This is a genomic window from Mogibacterium pumilum (assembly GCF_002243385.1).
In the GTDB taxonomy this organism is placed as follows: Bacteria; Bacillota; Clostridia; order Peptostreptococcales; family Anaerovoracaceae; genus Mogibacterium; species Mogibacterium pumilum.
In genome coordinates, this window is the sequence record NZ_CP016199.1 from 362,494 (window position 1) to 381,854 (window position 19,361).

General features: G+C 39.9%; 22 protein-coding genes. 17 read left to right on the forward strand and 5 right to left on the reverse strand.

All coding sequences use genetic code 11. From position 1 onward, the window contains the following. Positions 1-6: 6 nt before the first annotated feature. The 6 genes from larE to AXF17_RS01805 all read left to right on the forward strand — a co-directional run bounded on the left by larE (position 7) and on the right by AXF17_RS01805 (position 3,560). Positions 7-819, forward strand: a complete 813-nt coding sequence (larE, locus tag AXF17_RS01780; protein WP_094233542.1) for an ATP-dependent sacrificial sulfur transferase LarE — start codon at positions 7-9, stop codon at positions 817-819. 116 nt (positions 820-935) lie between these two features. Further along, the gene (gene larB, locus AXF17_RS01785; protein ID WP_094233543.1) at positions 936-1,697 is read left to right on the forward strand and encodes a nickel pincer cofactor biosynthesis protein LarB; all 762 of its coding nucleotides are present in this window, start codon (positions 936-938) and stop codon (positions 1,695-1,697) included. Between the two features lie 295 nt (positions 1,698-1,992). Beyond that, positions 1,993-2,280, forward strand: a complete 288-nt coding sequence (rpsF, locus tag AXF17_RS01790; protein WP_094233544.1) for a 30S ribosomal protein S6 — start codon at positions 1,993-1,995, stop codon at positions 2,278-2,280. Positions 2,281-2,295: 15 nt separating this feature from the next. Further along, entirely contained in the window at positions 2,296-2,748 is a 453-nt protein-coding gene (locus AXF17_RS01795; RefSeq protein ID WP_094233545.1) for a single-stranded DNA-binding protein, read from the forward strand. Between the two features lie 27 nt (positions 2,749-2,775). Then, a complete protein-coding gene (rpsR, locus tag AXF17_RS01800; protein WP_094233546.1) occupies positions 2,776-3,018 on the forward strand; it encodes a 30S ribosomal protein S18 in 243 nt (80 codons plus the stop codon). A 158-nt stretch (positions 3,019-3,176) separates the two neighbouring features. Continuing rightward, positions 3,177-3,560 carry a hypothetical protein gene (locus AXF17_RS01805; protein WP_094233547.1) on the forward strand — a complete coding sequence of 128 codons (384 nt, stop codon included), beginning with the start codon at positions 3,177-3,179 and terminating at the stop codon, positions 3,558-3,560. A gap of 170 nt (positions 3,561-3,730) precedes the next feature. Here the strand turns inward: AXF17_RS01805 and AXF17_RS01810 are convergent, their stop codons facing one another. Next, positions 3,731-4,063: a cupin domain-containing protein gene (locus AXF17_RS01810; protein WP_094233548.1), complete on the reverse strand. Its 333-nt coding sequence runs from the start codon at positions 4,061-4,063 to the stop codon at positions 3,731-3,733. A gap of 249 nt (positions 4,064-4,312) precedes the next feature. On the opposite strand from AXF17_RS01810, the gene AXF17_RS01815 reads away from it, so the two are divergent. Then, on the forward strand, positions 4,313-4,936 hold the full coding sequence (locus AXF17_RS01815) for a cyclodeaminase/cyclohydrolase family protein (RefSeq protein ID WP_094233549.1): 624 nt from the start codon (positions 4,313-4,315) through the stop codon (positions 4,934-4,936). A gap of 347 nt (positions 4,937-5,283) precedes the next feature. Here AXF17_RS01815 and AXF17_RS01820 read toward each other — a convergent pair whose 3' ends face one another. From AXF17_RS01820 to AXF17_RS01830, 3 genes are all read right to left on the reverse strand, one after another. Continuing rightward, the gene (locus AXF17_RS01820) at positions 5,284-5,604 is read right to left on the reverse strand and encodes a TfoX/Sxy family protein (protein WP_094233550.1); all 321 of its coding nucleotides are present in this window, start codon (positions 5,602-5,604) and stop codon (positions 5,284-5,286) included. Between the two features lie 21 nt (positions 5,605-5,625). Next, a complete protein-coding gene (locus tag AXF17_RS01825) occupies positions 5,626-6,054 on the reverse strand; it encodes a VOC family protein (RefSeq protein ID WP_094233551.1) in 429 nt (142 codons plus the stop codon). A 232-nt stretch (positions 6,055-6,286) separates the two neighbouring features. Beyond that, positions 6,287-6,907, reverse strand: coding sequence for a TetR/AcrR family transcriptional regulator (locus AXF17_RS01830; protein ID WP_094233552.1), 621 nt, complete (start codon positions 6,905-6,907; stop codon positions 6,287-6,289). Between the two features lie 258 nt (positions 6,908-7,165). Between AXF17_RS01830 and AXF17_RS01835 the strand changes: the two genes are divergently transcribed. Both AXF17_RS01835 and AXF17_RS01840 read left to right on the forward strand, forming a co-directional pair. Then, complete coding sequence (locus AXF17_RS01835) at positions 7,166-9,298, forward strand: efflux RND transporter permease subunit (RefSeq protein WP_094233553.1); 2,133 nt, start codon at positions 7,166-7,168, stop codon at positions 9,296-9,298. 11 nt (positions 9,299-9,309) lie between these two features. Then, positions 9,310-11,433 (forward strand): hypothetical protein, encoded by a 2,124-nt coding sequence (locus AXF17_RS01840; RefSeq protein ID WP_207651571.1) that lies wholly within the window; start codon positions 9,310-9,312, stop codon positions 11,431-11,433. Positions 11,434-11,513: 80 nt separating this feature from the next. Here the strand turns inward: AXF17_RS01840 and AXF17_RS01845 are convergent, their stop codons facing one another. Beyond that, positions 11,514-12,413 carry a YitT family protein gene (locus tag AXF17_RS01845; RefSeq protein ID WP_094233555.1) on the reverse strand — a complete coding sequence of 300 codons (900 nt, stop codon included), beginning with the start codon at positions 12,411-12,413 and terminating at the stop codon, positions 11,514-11,516. A gap of 532 nt (positions 12,414-12,945) precedes the next feature. Here AXF17_RS01845 and AXF17_RS01850 point away from each other — a divergent pair. The 8 genes from AXF17_RS01850 to AXF17_RS09365 form a co-directional block, all read left to right on the forward strand. Beyond that, positions 12,946-14,142, forward strand: coding sequence for an AAA family ATPase (locus AXF17_RS01850; protein ID WP_094233556.1), 1,197 nt, complete (start codon positions 12,946-12,948; stop codon positions 14,140-14,142). Then, entirely contained in the window at positions 14,143-14,307 is a 165-nt protein-coding gene (locus AXF17_RS09355; protein WP_237049056.1) for an RloB family protein, read from the forward strand. It abuts the gene before it with no gap. 39 nt (positions 14,308-14,346) lie between these two features. Beyond that, complete coding sequence (locus tag AXF17_RS09360) at positions 14,347-14,796, forward strand: RloB family protein (RefSeq protein ID WP_330398549.1); 450 nt, start codon at positions 14,347-14,349, stop codon at positions 14,794-14,796. A 140-nt stretch (positions 14,797-14,936) separates the two neighbouring features. Beyond that, positions 14,937-15,341, forward strand: coding sequence for a nucleoside-diphosphate kinase (gene ndk / locus AXF17_RS01860; protein WP_094233557.1), 405 nt, complete (start codon positions 14,937-14,939; stop codon positions 15,339-15,341). 46 nt (positions 15,342-15,387) lie between these two features. After that, a complete protein-coding gene (locus tag AXF17_RS01865) occupies positions 15,388-15,579 on the forward strand; it encodes a LysR family transcriptional regulator (protein WP_094233558.1) in 192 nt (63 codons plus the stop codon). Positions 15,580-15,976: 397 nt separating this feature from the next. After that, a complete protein-coding gene (locus AXF17_RS01870) occupies positions 15,977-16,393 on the forward strand; it encodes a hypothetical protein (protein WP_094233559.1) in 417 nt (138 codons plus the stop codon). Positions 16,394-16,554: 161 nt separating this feature from the next. Continuing rightward, the gene (locus tag AXF17_RS01875; RefSeq protein ID WP_094233560.1) at positions 16,555-18,273 is read left to right on the forward strand and encodes a hypothetical protein; all 1,719 of its coding nucleotides are present in this window, start codon (positions 16,555-16,557) and stop codon (positions 18,271-18,273) included. Positions 18,274-18,489: 216 nt separating this feature from the next. Continuing rightward, on the forward strand, positions 18,490-19,361 hold an 872-nt coding region (locus tag AXF17_RS09365), incomplete at its 3' end, for an NTP transferase domain-containing protein (protein ID WP_237049057.1).

The following is a 19,361-nucleotide window of genomic DNA, read 5'->3' on the forward strand; positions in this document are numbered from 1 at the left end:
AAGAATATGGAACTATCTGTAGCTGAGAGACAGAAGGAAGAAAATCTAAAGGAATACATAAAAAATCTCGGCAGCCTAGCTGTCGCTTTCTCGGGAGGCGTAGATTCTACGTATTTAGCAAAGGTTGCACACGATGTGCTCGGTGACAAAATGATTGCAGTTACTGCGCAGTCTGGCTCTTTTCCAAAAAGGGAGACTGGGGAAGCTGTAGACTTCTGTAATGAGCAGGGCATCAGGCAGATTATGGTAGAGACCAATGAACTTGAGATTGAAGGCTTCAAAGAGAATCCACCAGATAGATGTTATATATGTAAGAAAGGGATTTTTACACAGCTAAAGGAGAAAGCAACTGAACTCGGAATCGAGTACATTGCTGACGGTTCAAACGTAGACGACCTAGGAGATTATAGACCGGGGCTACAAGCGTTAAAGGAACTAGATGTAAAGAGTCCGCTTAGAGAAGTAGGTATGACTAAGCAGGAGATTAGAAACCTATCTCAGGAGCACGGTCTATGGACATGGAACAAGCCATCTGCAGCATGTCTAGCATCGAGATTTGCTTACGGGGAGACGATTACTCGCGAGAAGCTTGGAATGGTTGAGCAGGCTGAGCGAATACTAAATGATTACGACTTCGTTCAGATGCGCGTTCGCATGCACGGTGAGAATCTGGCACGCATAGAGGTTGCGCCAGATGAACTAAATAGGCTGCTTTCTCTCAGAGAGGAAGTTGCAGCAAAGTTCAAAGAAATAGGATTCGCATACGTAACGATGGATCTTCTCGGCTATAGAGTTGGCAGCATGAATGAAGTGCTGTAAGGGCTGAGTGTATATGTAGAATTTGATTATGGCAGTCAATCGTGCAGAATTGGCACAAATGAAACCATATGAGAGGGAAACGGGAATTAAACGAATTAAGTTATAAGGATAAACATATGAATATTACAGAGATATTAGACAGCTATAAGGCTGGTGAGCTGGATATGACTGAAGCTGAAACACTGATAAAGAACAACAGCTATGATGAAATGGGATTCGCTAAGCTGGACACTCAGCGTGAGCAGAGGTCAGGATTCCCGGAGGTTATCTTCTGCGCTGGCAAGCCGGATGATTACCTCGTTTCGATATATCAGAAGATGGTGGCAAATGACGGCTGTGCCTTCGGGACTCGGGCGAGTCAGGAGCAGGCGGCGCTCGTTCGGGCGGCTGTTTCAGGAGCGGTGTATGATCCTGTCTCGCGGATTTTAAAGGTGGAGCCTGCTGGCGGCTACAAGAGGACTGGCGCTGGCGGCATTGTTGCCGTCTGCAGTGCGGGCACTGCCGATATTACGGTTGCAGAGGAGGCTGCGCAGACTGCAGAATATTTTGGCGCGGAGGTGCTTCGCGTATATGACATAGGTGTGAGCGGTATACATAGGCTCCTGTCAAAAGTCGATCTCATCCGCAGCGCTGATGCTGTTATTGCAGTAGCAGGCATGGAGGGTGCGCTGCCGACAGTACTCGGCGGTCTTGTGAGAAATCCGGTAATCGCAGTACCTACATCTGTTGGATATGGTGCAAATTTCCACGGACTATCTGCGCTCATAACTATGATTAACTCATGTGCGAATGGAGTTTCCGTAGTAAATATAGACAACGGTTATGGAGCAGGATATATCGCGACACAAATTGGTAGACTGGCGGCAACGGAAAGATAATAAGTGTATATAGCAGTTGTTTAGCGGAAAGCAAGAGAACTATCTTGATTACATCAAAGCTGACGCTTAAATTGATTGCAAATAGATGCAGACGAAGTTACAAACGCTGCTACAATATATAGTATTTCGTGTGTCGGAATAGCACAGTGAAGCGAACCGGTTTTTTAATAGGTACAAGGAAATAGCGTAGAAACCTTGAATTTCTATGATAAATCAGTATAATTAAACGGTATGGCTTGAATACGCAAGCCAAATCCTGCACCGAGAGGTGCCGTAGGCCATAGGAGGTGAAAACATGAGAGATTACGAAGTAATGTTCATTCTTGACCCAACTCTAGATGAGGAAGTGAAGAACTCCATGATTGAGAACGTTAAGAACATCATCAATGAAGATGGTGAGGCTGGCGAAGCTGATGTATGGGGCAACAAGAAGCTTGCTTATCAGATCAACAAGAAGAAAGAAGGATTCTACGTAGTTGTTCCTTTCAAGGCTAGCACTGAGCTACCTAAGGAGCTTGACAGAAGACTCAAGATTTCTGATGCGGTTATGAGACACATTATTGTTTGCCAGGACGAGAACTAAGTCAGGAGGTAAGCTATGAATAGTGTAATACTGATCGGAAGATTGACCAGAGACCCGGAGCTAACTTACACACCTAACAACCAGACAGCTGTTACGCATTTCAGTATCGCAGTTGATAGACCCGGTACACAGGGTCGTGACAGACAGGCTGATTTCATCAGAATCACTGTTTTCGGCAAGCAGGCTGAGAACTGTGACAGGTATCTAAATAAGGGTCGTCAGGTTGCAGTCAATGGTAGAATTCAAACGGGAAGCTACAAGAACAGAGAAGGACAGACTGTGTACACAACAGATGTAATCGCGAACAGCGTCGAGTTCCTCGGCGGTGGCAACAGCGGAAACGATTCTGGATTTAATCGCAGCAGATCTGAGAGTGAGACTAATGCATTCAACGATAACTTTAGCTCACCAATGGAGCCTTCGATGCCTGATTCATTTGAGGCAACTGAAGAGGATATCCCGTTCTAAACATCTTGAGAAAGGAGTACAAGTCGAATGGAGAACAATAAGAGACGCGGCGGCATGAGAAGAAGAAAAGTATGCCAGTTCTGCGCAGATAAAGAAAAGAAAATCGATTACAAAGATGTAGAGACTCTAAAGAAGTACACTACAGAGAGAGGCAAGATTCTTCCTAGAAGAGTTACCGGTACATGCGCTATGCACCAGAGAGCAGTTACAGCTGCTATTAAGAGAGCTCGTGTAGTAGCTCTAATGCCTTTCGATTCTGAAATCGAATAATAATGAAAAAAACTCCCACTCAGATGAGCGGGAGTTTTTTATAGAATATATATTACCTTAATGATAATAGACTAAATAAAATAAGGAATCTCTTGGTGAGTTGATTTAAGCCCGTATGCATATATAGGATAGCTTATATTTAAGCAAGGAGGATTATCATGTGTGAACTAGAACTAGAAGATCAATTACGATTATTAAAAGATGGATTAGCTGAATTAGCAATAGAAATTGGCGATACACAAATATCCCCCAAATCTCTCAGTTTGCTATGCTTAGATTTTGAAGTCCCTGTTGATATAAGAGATTCTTGGATATTAGAATTTCGAAAAATTTCCGATATAGAGTACGAGAAGCACTCGAGCAAAGAAATAATCTCGCTATTTCGTAATAAAATGCAGAAGTCGTTCAGCCCTGCAAAAGAGTTTAGTGATTTAATAGTCTTTTCATTTATAAGAGTCATTTTAAGGCATTTAGTTGAAGAACTATACCCATTATCTTGCTATTTGTTAGAAGGCTTTTCTTTTACTGCAAATCTAAAATAAATAGAGCTGATTATACTGCTTGTAACTAGACTGATGTAATTTGAAATATAGAATGATAGTATATATCAGACTAAACATAGTAGAGACAAGATAGAAATATAAAAAATCCTCTTTACTGTTAACTAGCAAAGAGGATTCTTGAACAGATATAATTTTAATATTATAAGGTCTTAAAATACCACTACAAGGAGCATCTTGAACTGTTCCTTAGCATACACCGCATGTGGATGACCAGCCGGCATAACGATTGATTCTCCCTCGTGAAGTTCGTGTGGGATTCCGTCAATAGTGAGACGCCCCACTCCATCGAGGCATGTTACGAAAGCATCTCCGCCAGATTCATGAGTGCTAATTTCTTCGTCTTTGTCAAAAGCAAATAGTGTTACACTAACTGCATCGTTCTGAGCGAGTGTCTTACTCACTACCTGACCATCCTGATAAACAATTTCGTTCTTAAGTGTTAAAACTTCTGATTTGGATATATTTTTCATAGGCTCTTTCATATCAATACCTCCTATATCTAATGTGTAGTTTATACAATAAGTGCGAATCTCATCGCTTGAGTTGATTATATATCTCTAACACGCAAACACCTGTAACATCTGTTACAAATAAAAGTAATTTTTACTTGCTCATTGTGTATTATCACGTACAAAATTATAATAGATATATGCAGACACTCTTATACGGAGGATGTGCAAGTAATGTAAATACGAATCCTAATCTATAGGAAAAGGAAAACGGAGGACGACATGACAGGCAGACTAATCGATGAAAAGATAAATGAATATGTTGAAGCTCTAAGCTCTGGTGCGCCGACTCCAGGCGGGGGTGCGGTTGCGGCTCTAACAGCGGCACAGGGTGCAGCACTGATTATGATGGTTGCAAACCTGACTGTTGGTAAGAAGAAATATGCTGAGTTTGAAGAGCTCAATGTAGCAGCGATAGAGGAAGCAAAAGGATACTTAGATCAGCTTATGGCTGGAGTAGATGAAGATAAGAAAGCATTTGGACAGGTTGCTAATGCGTACGGAATGCCTAAGGAAACTGATGAGGAGAAAGCAGCGCGCAGCGAGGCGATCGCCATCGCCTCGATCGGCGCAGCCGAAGCCCCGCTCAAAGTCATGAGAGCGGGCACCTGCGCGCTCAGACTCACCGATAGTCTGATTGGCAGATCCAACAAGCAGCTAGTAAGCGATCTGTATGTAGCTGCCCTCAATTTAAATTCAGGAGTTCAGGCGGCAGAGTTTAACGTATCGGCAAATGTACCATTTATTCCTGATCGCGAGCTTGCAGAGAGCTGGAAAGTAGAGTCAGAGAAGCTCGCAGAAGAGGCAGCTACTGTATCTACAAAAATACTTAGTCAGGCAAAATAATTATTTATTTCAAAAAACATGCAAAAAAGGTTTAAAATTAAGCATGTTTAAAAAAATAGACCCAAAAGGAACATAAATTATAGTAAACATTTCACATAATCTTCACACAAGGGGTTTGAATAGGTGCTATACTTCTAATTGTTCAATGAGGTTTGTTATTCTAATACAAACTTTCCTTCTTTTATTGAATACACACACACTACAGAAAAGGGATGCGCAAGCGTCCTTTTTCTGTTTTTTGTTCTATAACCCACCTTTTATTTTGAAAATTGAGTAAGAAAACAGCACACTTTTGTGATTTATTGTTTCTAAAATTGTTCTATTCAATTAGACAAACTGGGATTTTATTATTTCTTTTTCTTTGGTTTTGGTGTAGGTAAATTATCATACATAGCGTCAAACAAGCCAATTAAAAACTCCTTATTATCAACATCATCTACCAATAGCATTTCCTTTGCTCCATCATACGGCAACTCATACACCGCATTTGGCATATAATTTATCGCAGACTGCACAGGTTTAACAAGTAATCTATCATCATATATTCCGCCAATAATTTTACCTTTGTAATAGATAATAAATTCTCCCATCATGGTTTTATAACTAACATTATCTAATTCAGATAATTGTTCTAAAATAAGTTCTAAATATTCTTTACTTGAAGCCATTTTTATATCTCTCCTAAATTACTAAAATTTCAATAGTCCATTTTCGTCAAACTTGAAATTTGAACCCCATACAACCTCCCAATAATATCCATCTAAATCAGAAAAATATGCGTGATATCCACCCCAGAAAGTGGTTTGTGGTTCTTTTACAATTTTTCCACCAACATTTCGTACTAATTCAATTACACTATCAACATCTTCTTTATGTTCAACATTGTATGCTAATGTAATTCCAGAAAACCCATTTCCCTTTGGCGGATTATTTTCATCAATATCTTTTGCTAATTGTTTCAAAGGAAATAGTTCAAATTTTGTTCCTGGAGTATCAAAAAAACATACTGGCGGATTATTTTCTTTGCAATCAGTCTTATATCCTAAACCATCTCTATAAAACTTTATTGATCTTTCCATATCTCTAACACCTAAACAAATACAAGTAATCTTATTCATTGCTACCTCCACAAAATCCGCTTTATTTCACTCAATACTTTTTATTGTGTCATATTTTTGCTTAATTTTATAGCACTAATTCCTGCTTCTTGCCCCGTGTTAACCCTCTGTTTTATTGTAGTAATTTATCTATAAAGCCTCTAACACTATCCATCTGCTTCACTTTTTTTCTTATACAGTATATACATAATTTGAGAATATGGGATATCTTTTTTACTCCTATATTGGTTACTTATCTATTAATCGCATCTTCAATTATCAGCCTTATGGTTCTAAATAAATAAGGCTTGTAATCACTATAAGTTACAGGTTCACCCATGAGAATTACATTGTGACATGTGGAATTAATCAGCTCAACAATTGTAAATATCATGAGTTCCGGATTATCAATCGGAATCTGTTCCCTCTCAATAATATCCATGAAGAACGTTTTGAAGTCGAGGACTTCGTCATCCTCATGCTTAATGCTTCTTGATCCGCTCAATAGCCCCCAGCTCAAGTGTTTAGATATAAACTGCAAAAGTGCAATATCTTTTGAAAGCTTAGTTATAAGATAATCGGTAGCATAAACAACCTTGTCGGCAAGGCTAAGCTCGTTGCCACTTACTTCAGTGTGCTTCTCAAGCGATTCAACTGCATCTAGAAGAAGTTCAGATGACTTCCTGGCAATCAATGTATCACGAACATCCTCTTTGCTATCGAAATATAGATAGAAAGTTCCTTTTCCCACTCCAGCTTTGAGTGCGATTCCTAGGATTGTGGTTCTTGCAAATCCAAGTGTCGTAAACAGTTCATATGCCGAATTAAGAATATCGGTACGTTTTTTTTCTTTATTAAGTACCCTCTTGGTCATAAATACTCCTCCAAATTGAAGTTAACAAAACTATATATACCATGCACTGGTGATTTTTACAATAATACACCACTAAATGACTTTAGGTCAATAACTGTAAAGGTGATTTTTTAAAAGCACTAACATAAATATATGTTGAAAATAAAAGGATGTGAAAGACAATTAAAGACAAGCTGAATTAAATGTTTATTAAAAGTTGACTAATGGTCAGAAAAATGTTATATTAATCTCCGTTAAATACACAAGGAGGAAAAACCGATGAATCTAGGGGCTAAAGTCGTAAAGCATAGGCATATAATACTCGTTGTGTCATTGCTTCTGCTTATACCATCGTTGATAGGCTACAAGACGACGAGGATTAACTACGACATGCTGACGTACCTTCCATCGACGATGGATACGATGAAAGGTCAGAATGTTTTGATGAAGGAATTTGGTAAAGGTGGATTCTCAATAGTTGTTCTTGAAAACATGAAGAGTGACGATGTCACTCAACTAAAAGCGGAATACAGCAGAATTGATGGAGTCGATGAAGTTCTCAATCTCGATGATGTATTGGATCCAACAGTTCCGAAGTCGATGCTGCCGGACCAAGTAGCTAAGAACTTGTCAAATAAAGATGCGAGCATGATGGTGGTATTCTTCAATAACTCAACATCTGACGACAAGACGCTCGAGGCCGTTGATCAGATGAGAAAGGTCAGCAACAAGCACACATATATATCAGGTTTGTCCCCTTTGGTAGAGGATCTTAAGAACATATGTGAAGAGGAGGAATTCAAGTACGTTACAGTTGCAGTTCTGCTATCTCTTCTTGCAATGATGCTGCTGTTAGATTCATATATCGCACCGATAATATTCATGGTGAGCATTGGCATGGCTATTCTATACAACATGGGTTCAAATATATTCCTCGGTGAGGTTTCTTATATAACAAAGGCTATTGCAGCGGTTCTACAGCTTGGAGTAACAATGGATTACTCGATATTCCTGTGGCACAGCTATATGGAGAAGCTCGATTCCGGACTTAAGGAAAACGAAGCGATGGCGGATGCTATTGATGCAACACTCGTGTCTGTGACCGGTAGTTCAGCTACAACAATTGCAGGATTTCTTGCACTCTGCTTCATGACCTATACGATGGGTCGAGACCTTGGGATTGTTATGGCAAAAGGAGTTGTATTTGGAGTAATCGGAAGTATAACGGTACTGCCGGTTCTCATACTGCAGTTTAACAAGTTGGTACAGAGGACTAGACACAAATCACTCATTCCGGATATGACGAAAGTTGCACACGGATTAACAGGTAGATACGGAATTTACATCGCAATATTCTGTGTGCTCATTGGACCAGCTATTTATGGATATAATCATCAGAATATCGTGTATGACTTCACCAAGATGCTGTCTAGTGGACAGAACGAGCTACCTGCAGAGAAGACACAGTTCTTGACAGCTAATAACAAGCTAAGTGAGGATTTTGGGATAAATACTTCTTATATCGTAATGGCTGACTCAAAGATGTCTGCACTAGACGGCAAGGAGATGAGCGATGATATTAAGAAGGTTGACGGTGTTAAAAGCGTGCTGGGAATCGATTCAATCGTTGGGCCTTCAATTCCAAGGAGTATGATTCCAAGCTCTATTAAGAACGGTCTTATGTCTGACAAACATCAGATGATAGTCATTAATTCCAAATACAAGGTTTCGACTAATGCTTGTAATAGGCAAATAGATAAGGTTAAAGCGATTGTGCATAAATACGACAAGTCAGCGACCGTAATCGGAGAAGCCCCGGCAACGAAGGATTTAATAAAACTGACAGATAAGGATTTTAAAGTTGTAAATTGGATATCAATAGGGCTTGTATTTTTGATAATCCTAGTTGTGCTAAAATCTGTATCGCTACCATTCATACTCGTAATAGCGATAGAGTTTGCGATATACGTCAATATGGGATTCTCGGGGTTCACAGGACTTGAACTTCCGTTCATAGTTCCGGTATGTATCAGTACGATTCAGTTAGGGTCGACGGTCGACTATGCGATACTGATGTCGACAAGATATAAGACTGAGAGAATGCTAGGGATTGACAAGCGCGATGCGGTAAGCACGGCTGCTGCTTCTTCTATACCATCAATTATAGTGAGTGCACTCGGATTCTTTACAGCGACAATTGGGGTAGCAATGTATTCAAATATAGGAATCATTAGTACCCTTTGCACGATGATGGCACGTGGAGCGATTATAAGTATGCTAACTGTAATCCTTATACTGCCTTCGTTCCTAATGGCATTTGACAGCTTGATTTGTCATACCACAGGCGGGCTAAGGGATATATATGAGCACAAGAAAAGCAAGAAGGCACATTCAGAGAGTAACGAAATCTAGGAGGCATGGAGATGAATAAAATGGGAAATCATAAGAATGTTAAAAGAGGGGCTACCACACTGGCTCTTTGTTTGGCGGTAGGAATGATGTATATGACAGGTTCAATTACAGTAGGGGCAGCGAGCAATAAGAACGAAACAGATGTAACGAAGTCCAACAGCACCGAGAAAGCCATGGAATCTTCATATCCTAATCTTAGCAAGGAGACTATTTCCCAGAAAGACAAGAATGAGACCACATATACTTCGATGGATGCAGATGGAAATATCATTGAATCAGTGGTTACGGAGCAGCTTGCAAATAACGATAAACATGACAGCATAAGCGACTACTCGACCTTGAAAAATATCGAGAATACTTCGGGTCATGAGAAGTTCTCGAAGAATGGCAATAATATCATTTGGGATGCAAATGGCAAGTCTATCAAATATAAGGGAACACCAACTTCAGGATTACCGGTTAATGTCAAGATTACATACTATTTAAACGATAAGAAAATGACTGCAAAGGAAATAGCCGGAAAGTCCGGAAATGTAACTATTAGATTCGATTATACCGTAAACCAGTCGGATATTGTTAACGGCAAGTTAATTAAACATCCTTATACCGTTGCGAGTGGTGTCGTACTTAACGATGATAATTTTAGCGATATAACCGTTTCTAACGGTAAGGCTTTAGATGACGGCAATAAGACAGTCGTTATGGGAGTTGCTTTTCCAAATATGAATGAGAATCTTGGAATAAGCCGTTCGAAGCTAGATATTCCAAATAGTGTGATTATCAATGCACACACTGAGAAATTTGAAATAGACGGAACTTATACCGCAGCTATGTCCGGGATTGCAAATGACCTGAACGGAAATCTAAGCGGTGTGAAGGGAAAGGCTGCAAAGCTCGAAAATTCGCTTAAGAAACTCGGACAGGCATCGAATAAACTAGAGCAGGGGAGCAAGGACCTGAAATCCGGTGCAGACGAATTGGCAAATGGCACTGCAAAACTAAAGTCAGGAAGTAGCGAAGTCTTGAGCGGAGCTAATTCGCTTAACAGTGCTTTACAACAGTTAACTGCAAATAGCGCATCGCTTAGAAACGGTGCAGCACAAGTTGAGAAGCAAATTTTTGCAAATGCTACAACGCAGCTGCAGGATCAGCTAGGTGACGATACAATTGTTTTATCTCCTTCAACGTATGCGAAGGTGCTTGCAGGAATTTCAGATGGAGCTATAGCAAAGGCTGAAGACAAGATGAGATCATCTCTATCTACAGCAGGCGTATCTGATACAAGCACACAGAATAACATCATCTCTCTTGCGTATAACAAGATGATGGCAGATGGCAAGTCCGAAGCTACAGCGGCTGAGGTTGCACAGTATATACAGCAAGCAGGTGTGACAGCGAAGGAAGCGCAGAAAGCAGCGGGATATATTAATCAATATAAGAATGCTGCGGTAACAGCACTCAAGACAGCGGGATATACAGATGAACAACTCGCTTCGGGAACAGGTCAACAAACAATTATGCTAACCGCTGTAGAGATGGGATTGACAGGTGGTAGCACAAATATGGAGACACTACAGGCACAGGAGGCTAACGCAACGAAGCTGCTAATTTCAGCCAAGGAGTATGAGATTGCAAGTCAGGGAGCAAGCGACAATGTGAAGAAGCTTTCTGCAATTGCTGTGGGCAAGGATGTTCCTGCAAAGCTAAAGTCGCTCAAGGAACAGCTAGACTCATTAGAAATGTTCATAGCCGGTGTTAAGCAGTACACAGCAGGCGTAGATGCAGCTGCAGCAGGAAGCAGTAAACTAGTATCTGGGCTTGAAAATCTGAATAGCGGAATCGCAAAACTCGATGACGGCTCAAATAAGGTAGATGCTGGAGCAACACAGCTGGCAGCAGGTATGACTCAGCTTAATGAGCAGGGGATTCAGAAGTTTATAAGTACACTTAATAAAGCTGATATAGGAAAAATCACTAGTAGACTTGAAGCGACAATTACTGCTTCAAAGCAAGAAGTGTTTGTAGGTGGTAAAGATAGCAGTATGACTGGAGAGAGCAGATTAATCTTCAAGAGTGGAGAAGTTAAGGTTTCAAATGGAAACAAAGAAACTAATAAGCATAAAAAACAAAAATAAGAGGTCTGCCATAATATAAAAAGCGGCTAAGGTTGTTTAAATCCTAGCCGCTTTCTAAGTGCATTAAAATTCAAATTAATCTAATTCTGCTCCAAATACCTCTTCTCAGTACTAAATCCTCTACCGTGAACACTGCCAACCTTGCTCAGGATAATAAATGCGTCTGGATCGAGGTCGTGAACGAGCTTCTCTACCTTATACAGCTCTCTTGAAGATATGATGGTCATCACTATGTCAGTCTCTCTTCCTAGGTAACCGGTCTTGCCGTGAAGCAGAGTTGCGCTGCGGTCGATATCGTGTAGAATTGCATTTTTAATCTCTTCTGAAGCCTTAGTCACGATCTCAAGCTTAGTCTTAGCAGCTCCGATAGCGAGCAGTCTGTCCAGTGTAATCGTATATACGAGCACAAGAACGATTCCGTACAGGCTGGTGCGTTTTGGCGAGAACATCATCTGACCAATAAGGATTATGAAGTCAAATACATATAGGCTGATAGAAATCGGAACCTTGAAGTATTTATTGAGCACAAGTGGCGGGATATCCATACCTCCGGTGCTGGCTCCGATTCGAATAATTATCGCGAGTGAAGTTCCGATGCATAGGCCGCCGAATAATGACGCGAGAAACATGTCATTTGTAAGAACGAAGCTACCGACGATTTTCTGCAGAAAGCCGAGAATTGTCGGGAATGCAAATGTACTGATCATAGTGGTGAGAGCGAATTCTTTGCCGAGAAGCCCAAAACCGATTACAAACATTACCGCATTAAAGATTCCTACGAATAGCGAAATCGTTATCCCAAAATGGTGATTCATTATAATCGCAATACCCGTCGTTCCGCCAGTGATTAGACCGGTCGGTAGTATGAAAAATGCTACACCGATTGCGTAGATTAGGTTTCCGAACACGACTGTGAGTGCATTTCTCAGAAACTGCTTGCTGAAAATGTAGCTGGAAAAACTGGAATTAGTGTCTTTCATCGTCATTCTCCTTTTGATTATCAACAAAAACTTTACATTGTTTGTGATGGACTGTCAACAGCGACCAATGGTCTAATCCAAATAAAATAAATGGCGATATGTGTTAAAATATCAGGGTTTATATATGGTGCTCGTTATGAGCGATGAATGCTGAGGGATTAAAACAAAAACAAAATGAACCGCTGCTTGGCGACAGCGGTTCATTTCTACTACGAAATTATTTAATTAAGAAAGAACAATCAAAAGAAAATGTTTTATGCACTTAATTCCTTTTGCACCATTATATTAGCATTCGATTATGTCGTTTCTGTAATGGTTTGTTAGCGTGTTGGTGTATCGTATATATCAAAATGTTCAAATAACAAGTGTAGTATATAAATATTAGAGCCAATGATATGCCTTGCTATAAACAAATTATAAATAATAAACAAGCGAGAGATTTAAATTTACAATACAAAAAATGTGAAAAAATCGTAAAAATGAACAGATAAGATAATTGTTATGGTACAATGTACAAAATGGAGGTAGCAATATGTTAGTTCAATTTACAGTTAGAAATGTTTTATCGTTCAAAGAAGAAGCAACTTTTGATATGACAGCTATTAATGCTTACAAAGAACATAAGAGCAACTTAATTGATATTGGAAGAAAAGAAAAGCTGCTTAAAGTTGCAGCAGTATATGGAGCAAATGCTAGCGGGAAGTCAAATTTATGTGCCGCTATATCATTATTTCGTCATATAGTTATGAACTCAATGAATAGTTATGAGGAGGGAGATAAAAGCCCAATAAGTGAATATTATGCACCATTTTCTTTTGATGGGAAAAACGAAAATTCAGAGTTTCAAATTATAGGAATTGAAGGATCGTTCGAATACCAATATGGATTTGAATATAATGATAAAGAAATCGTTGCAGAGTGGCTTTATGTAGTTAATTTTGATACGGGAAGAAAAACAACCATTTTCGAAAGAGTTGGCGGAGAAATAAAGTTTGGGGCATCAGTTCGCAGTGAGTGCAGAATATTTGAAAACCAGATACCATCAGAAACACTGGTGTTGACTTTTTTTAATAAACTACCTAGGCTAGAGTCAAATATTTTTAAAATCGTATATGGTAGCATTAGAAAAATTTACATTTTACCGTGTTCTTTTGATGACAATCAATATATTATGGAGGAGTTTTTGCCATATGTAATTGACAATAAAAAGGAACTGTTGTTGAAATTTCTTAATGCGATAGATATAGGAATGAAGGATATTGATTATAAACTAATTGACAATAGTATTGAATTTACAACCTATCATGTTGGTGCTGATGGAAATAAATATTCATTGCCTTTATATAGTGAATCAGGGGGAACAATAAAAAGTATTAATCTATTTATTCATACGCAATTTGCAATAGAAGGAAATAGTACGATTGTTATAGATGAATTGAATATTAAGCTTCATCCGCTATTACTCAAATTTATTATCGATCTATTTTATGATACAGATTCATCAGCACAACTCATTTATACAACACACGATACAACACTGATGGATAAAAAATTCTTTAGGAGAGATCAGATTTGGTTTGTCGAAAAAGATGAATTTGGACACTCTAAACTATACTCATTGTCCGACTATAAAGTTAGGTCTGATGCCTCGTTTGAAAAAGATTATCTGGGAGGAGTTTATGGGGGAATTCCGTTCTTAAAAGAATTTAGGATGAAAGTGGGTGAGTAAATGGGCTCTGATGATATTTTCAAAAAGAGAAAAGGGAAAGTAAGAAAGAAAAGGAGAAGAGAATTTTTAAAACCTAGAGTTAATTCATTTTTGATTGTTACAGAAGGTGAAAAAACGGAACCCTTATATTTAAATGGCATAAAAAAACTAATTACAGAAAAATAGGAAGGTGCTATTGATATATATGAAATCCCTAATATAGAAATAAAAGGACAAGGTCGTGGCACGGGGAAGCTAATCGAAGAGACTGAAAAAATAGTTAAAAATGCTAAGGTAATGTATCAGAACATATGGATTGTATTCGACAAAGACGGCTTTAATGATTTTGATAAAGCGATAGCAGAGGCAAAAAGTAAGGGCTATGATGTAGCTTGGAGCAATCAATCTTTTGAATACTGGCTATATTTACATTTTCATTATAGCGATTCCGCACTTCATAGAAGTGACTGGGAAGAAAAGCTGAAAGAATTATTCGCAAGAAATAATTTGGGTAATGGAACGTATAATAAAAATGATGAAGATATATTTGAGCTTATGAATTCGTTTGAAGGAACGAAAGCAGCAATAAAGAATGCAAAACGGCGAATGGCAAAGTTTAAGCAAGGTAAAAAGCATCGGAATATGACCCGGGAACAACGGTGCATATCCTTGTAGAAGAACTTCTAGGCTATTTAAAGTAATGGTGATTATTATGGTATAAACCGAATATTACTGAAATGACTGTGCACATGTGGTATAAACTATAGAAGGATATCTAGAGTATTTAAATGAAGCATTTAAAAAGGAGAAGAACTATGGGTATTGAAAAGACTTACATCATGCTTAAGCCTGACTGCGTTAAGAGAGGTCTCATGGGAGAGGTAATCTCCAGAATTGAGAGAAAGGGCTACAAGATTGTAGATGCCAAGATGATGAATCTCGATGAAGCAATTTTGAAGGAGCATTATGCACATCTTGCAGATAAACCTTTCTTCTCGGAAATCGTTGCCTTTATGACATCCGGTCCGGTTCTCGGTATGATTGTTGAGGGTGAGAATGCCATTAAGGGCATGAGAATCATCATGGGCGCGACTAAGTTCGAGGAGGCGACCGCTGGAACTATTCGCGGAGACTTTGCGCACAGTACTCGTGAGAACCTAATTCACGGATCTGATTCTCCTGAAAATGCAGAAATCGAGATTAAGCGTTTCTTCAGTTAAATTTACATAGATAAGGACAGAGTGTTTACCAAAAGAGGCTTGTCATATGACTTTAAATCAACTACACTACATAATCACAATAGTTGATGAAGGCTCTCTAAATAAAGCTGCAGAGAAGCTTTACATGACTCAGCCATCGCTGACAAGTTCGCTTAGGGAGCTTGAGTCTGAACTTGATGTGATCATTTTCAGAAGAATCGGCAGAGGCGTAACTGTTAAGAAAATTAATATAACATAACGCAATAATATACCGATATAATAACGTGTACGCAGGAGCAGGGCGAGAGTCGTTGTCGTTTTTGCCACAGTTAGAGAAACAAAAACGTGTATGCAGGAGCAGGGTGAGAGTCCTGCTTTTGTGTTGCAGCAAATCAGGCAGTCTAAAAACTATCAATTGTGAATAAGGGTGATAGCCCTTCACTTGTGCGGCAGCAAATAAAGGGAGCGAATATTGAATTAATAGAGAGATGTTTCTATAATATTTGTAATTAGTATTATAAAGACATAAAGGATAAGGAAGCAAAATGGTTAATTTAAACGAAAGCGCTATAAAATACATCAAGAATATGGGCTTCTCGGACATTGTCATCGACGTTATAAAATTTACAAGCTGATGCGCGCCTCCTAAGATGGAGATGTCAGTAGGTTTTGCTGACAAGGATAAAGATGTAGAGTATTACATTGAGCGCGGGTACCGTGTGGAAGAGAGTGAACTCGGCAAAGTTTATTATCCGAAGCGAAGCGTTGTCAAAACTGGAAAGATTGGTATTCGCTACGAAGAGAAACCGTGGCTCAGCAGTTTCGAAATAGATGGTCTAAGGCCGGCAAAGCCGCGAGGGAAGAATTATAACCGAAGCATGCAGCTTATACTGCAGTATGCGAGGGCATTTGACGGAATAAGGCGAAAGGACGTGATAGACCTTTGCAAGCTCACTCCTTCGCAGTCAAGTAAGTTGCTCGGCCGAATCGTAGATGGTGGGTACCTTGAGGCGCAGGGCGTAGGAAGGGCAACTCGTTATGTGCTCACTGAAGAAGGTAAGAAGTATAGGTGATAACTTTAAAAACAGTACTTTCGCCCTGCTTTTATGTTTTATGTACATTAAGGGCTGCAGGCAAGAAGCCCCCCTTTTAGGTTGATTTAAGAATAAAAATATTATATAGTGTAATGAATTTACGGTGTCTATTCAATTTTTAATTGGAAAGGGGGTAATTAATGGCAAAAACAGCGAATTATATATCACATATGAATAATCGTTGGCGTCATGTTGCATTAACATTTGCGTGTGTGTCGATGCTTGTTTGTAGTTTTTGCTTAGTAGCAAATGCTTCAACTGAAGAGGATGCCACTACTGAGACTGTGACTAATGAAACAGCTGTTGAAGCGAGACAAAGTGAAACCGTGACACAGACTGAGCAGGGCGAAGCTGCTACAGAAACTCAGGAAGGCACCAATAACAAAACGCCTGCAGAGGCGGTGGACAGAACCCGTGAGACAAGAGTAGCAGCTGCATCAAGCAATAATATTGCAGATGCACCATCTGTTACAGGCACATGGAAGAGAGAGGCTGGCGGATGGCGTTTTTATAACAAGTCTGGCGTAATGCAAAAGGGATTTTGCTATATTGATGGTAAGAAATACTACTTTGGACCAACTGATGGCCTAATGAAAGCTGGCTGGCAGAAGGTAGGTAGATATTATTACTACCTCGGTGCAGCGGGTGATGGTTCCGCTAAGATTGGCTGGCAGTACGTTGGCGGATTATGGTATTACTTCCAGATTAATGGAGTAATGTCATATGGAATGGCTGACGTTGGCTCTTCGGTCTACTACTTTGGTTCATCTAGTGACGGTGCAATGAAGACAGGCTGGCAGACAATTTATGACCTGTACTATTACTTCGGTGGTGCAAATGACGGTGCTATGAAGAAGGGCTGGCAGTACGTTGGCGGAAACTGGTACTATTTTGATGAAACTGGATACATGTATTCTGGCAGACAGAACATAGGTGGTAAAAATTACTACCTTGGAGCAGCTAATGATGGTGCAATGAAGACAGGCTGGCAGAAAGTCGGTAGTGAATGGATGTATTTAAATGGTTCTGGCGACGGCTCTGCAAAGACAGGCTGGAACACCGTTGGTGGATACTGGTACTACTTCGACAGGACTGGCCTTATGAAGACAGGCTGGCAGACAATCTCTGGAAGCCTTTATTACCTTGGCGGTGCTAATGACGGCTCGATGAAGACTGGCTGGTTCAAAGAAGGTAACAACTGGTACTACTCTAATGGGTCAGGCGTAGCTCAGAAGGGGTGGCAGCAGATCGGTGGATATTGGTACTATCTCGAAAGCAACTATGCTCTCGTTAGAGATACTATCAAGAACATTGCTGGACGCAATTACGTGTTTAACGCTGATGGTGTGATGATGACCAAGTCATTCACTTTTAAGGGTAGAAAATACATTGCGGATGAATCAGGTGCTGTAATGAGCGTGAGCGAGCCAAGTAACGTTATCGACTATGGTATACAGTTCCTTGGCGAAAACGGTGACAGATTCAACGATTGGTACTACAACGGAAACATAAAGTATCGCTCGTGGGCTTGGTGCAACACTTTCGTGTCGTATGTTATGTATAACTGCGGAATTAACTTCAAGAAGACAGCATATGTGCCTAATGCAGAGCAATGGATGCATAGCAACTACAAGTGGGTAGATTACAAGGATGCAAAAGCTGGAGATGTAATTGTATTCTGTTGGTCAGGTCAGGGTCACAATAGCGGACGTGGTGATAGAGACCATATTGGATTCCTGATTTCTAAGAATGCTGATGGTACCTTCACTACACTTGAGGGAAATACCAATAATGGAAAGGTTGCAATCAGAACTAGATATTCCAAGAATATCAGAAATATATTCAGTCCAAAGCGTTAAATCGCACTAGCGATTCGCAGGATGAAAATAATAGTATAAAAGAGACTAGGCGTAAGCCTGGTCTTTTTTGTCAGCACTCAACTATCGGATTATATTATGGCTAGAAAAACGTGTTCATTAAATACATATATTGCATGTTCATGAAAATAATGATATTGTATATAGCGAACAAAAAACTACAAACAAGCTAATTCATGATAAATTGCGAGATACGATATGAAGACAAAACTATCTACTATTGAACTGGATGTTCTGAAAACTTTAAAAGGCAACGCGAGAGCCACACAGAGAGAAGTTGCAGAGGCTAATGGAGCTTCTCTAGGAAGTGTGAACGGTGCAATCGTTAAACTAAGAGAACTCGGATTCCTAAGTGCAGACAACAACATTACAGCAAAGGCGGAAGAGCTGCTAGCGGGATCGAAGCCGCAGAATGCAGTGATTTTGGCAGCTGGATTTGGCATGAGAATGGTTCCTATTAACACCGTATATCCGAAGGCCATGCTCAAGGTTCATGGCGAAGTTCTGATTGAACGATTAATCAGACAGCTTCATGAAGCTGGAATCACCAAGATTGACGTTGTGGTTGGATTCATGAAAGAAAGCTTTGAATACCTCATGGATGAATATGGCGTAAATCTGATTACAAATAGGGACTATGCGAGTAAGGAGAACCTCCACTCCCTCAAACTCGCAAGCAAGCAGCTTGGCAATACCTATGTGATTCCGTCAGATATCTGGTTCAAGGAAAATCCATTTGGACAGTGCGAACCATACTCTTGGTATATGGTGTCGGATAGCAAGAATGCGCACAGCAGAGTTAAACTAAACAGGAACAAGGAGCTCATAGATATCGGAAGTGATACGAACAAAAAACTAAAGATGATGGGTGTGGCATATATAAGCCGCGAGGATGCCGATGAAGTAAGGCGTAGGATTGTGAAATTCAGTAGCCGAGACGACTGCTACTGGGAGGATGCCTTGTATACGGAAACGAGACCTCGCAAGATGATTCTGCTTGGGAAAAAGATTCCAGAGAACTTCGCTGTGGGCATCAATACATACGATCAGCTGTGCACCTTTGATTCTGG

Excerpts from the sequence above, each read along its gene's own strand:
- larE (WP_094233542.1), top strand. The coding sequence starts at position 7 with ATGGAACTATCTGTAGCTGAGAGACAGAAGGAAGAAAATCTAAAGGAA.
- larB (WP_094233543.1), top strand. The coding sequence starts at position 936 with ATGAATATTACAGAGATATTAGACAGCTATAAGGCTGGTGAGCTGGAT.
- rpsF (WP_094233544.1), top strand. The coding sequence starts at position 1,993 with ATGAGAGATTACGAAGTAATGTTCATTCTTGACCCAACTCTAGATGAG.
- AXF17_RS01795 (WP_094233545.1), top strand. The coding sequence starts at position 2,296 with ATGAATAGTGTAATACTGATCGGAAGATTGACCAGAGACCCGGAGCTA.
- rpsR (WP_094233546.1), top strand. The coding sequence starts at position 2,776 with ATGGAGAACAATAAGAGACGCGGCGGCATGAGAAGAAGAAAAGTATGC.
- AXF17_RS01805 (WP_094233547.1), top strand. The coding sequence starts at position 3,177 with ATGTGTGAACTAGAACTAGAAGATCAATTACGATTATTAAAAGATGGA.
- AXF17_RS01810 (WP_094233548.1), bottom strand. The coding sequence starts at position 4,063 with ATGAAAGAGCCTATGAAAAATATATCCAAATCAGAAGTTTTAACACTT.
- AXF17_RS01815 (WP_094233549.1), top strand. The coding sequence starts at position 4,313 with ATGACAGGCAGACTAATCGATGAAAAGATAAATGAATATGTTGAAGCT.
- AXF17_RS01820 (WP_094233550.1), bottom strand. The coding sequence starts at position 5,604 with ATGGCTTCAAGTAAAGAATATTTAGAACTTATTTTAGAACAATTATCT.
- AXF17_RS01825 (WP_094233551.1), bottom strand. The coding sequence starts at position 6,054 with ATGAATAAGATTACTTGTATTTGTTTAGGTGTTAGAGATATGGAAAGA.
- AXF17_RS01830 (WP_094233552.1), bottom strand. The coding sequence starts at position 6,907 with ATGACCAAGAGGGTACTTAATAAAGAAAAAAAACGTACCGATATTCTT.
- AXF17_RS01835 (WP_094233553.1), top strand. The coding sequence starts at position 7,166 with ATGAATCTAGGGGCTAAAGTCGTAAAGCATAGGCATATAATACTCGTT.
- AXF17_RS01840 (WP_207651571.1), top strand. The coding sequence starts at position 9,310 with ATGAATAAAATGGGAAATCATAAGAATGTTAAAAGAGGGGCTACCACA.
- AXF17_RS01845 (WP_094233555.1), bottom strand. The coding sequence starts at position 12,413 with ATGAAAGACACTAATTCCAGTTTTTCCAGCTACATTTTCAGCAAGCAG.
- AXF17_RS01850 (WP_094233556.1), top strand. The coding sequence starts at position 12,946 with ATGTTAGTTCAATTTACAGTTAGAAATGTTTTATCGTTCAAAGAAGAA.
- AXF17_RS09355 (WP_237049056.1), top strand. The coding sequence starts at position 14,143 with ATGGGCTCTGATGATATTTTCAAAAAGAGAAAAGGGAAAGTAAGAAAG.
- ndk (WP_094233557.1), top strand. The coding sequence starts at position 14,937 with ATGGGTATTGAAAAGACTTACATCATGCTTAAGCCTGACTGCGTTAAG.
- AXF17_RS01865 (WP_094233558.1), top strand. The coding sequence starts at position 15,388 with ATGACTTTAAATCAACTACACTACATAATCACAATAGTTGATGAAGGC.
- AXF17_RS01870 (WP_094233559.1), top strand. The coding sequence starts at position 15,977 with ATGTCAGTAGGTTTTGCTGACAAGGATAAAGATGTAGAGTATTACATT.
- AXF17_RS01875 (WP_094233560.1), top strand. The coding sequence starts at position 16,555 with ATGGCAAAAACAGCGAATTATATATCACATATGAATAATCGTTGGCGT.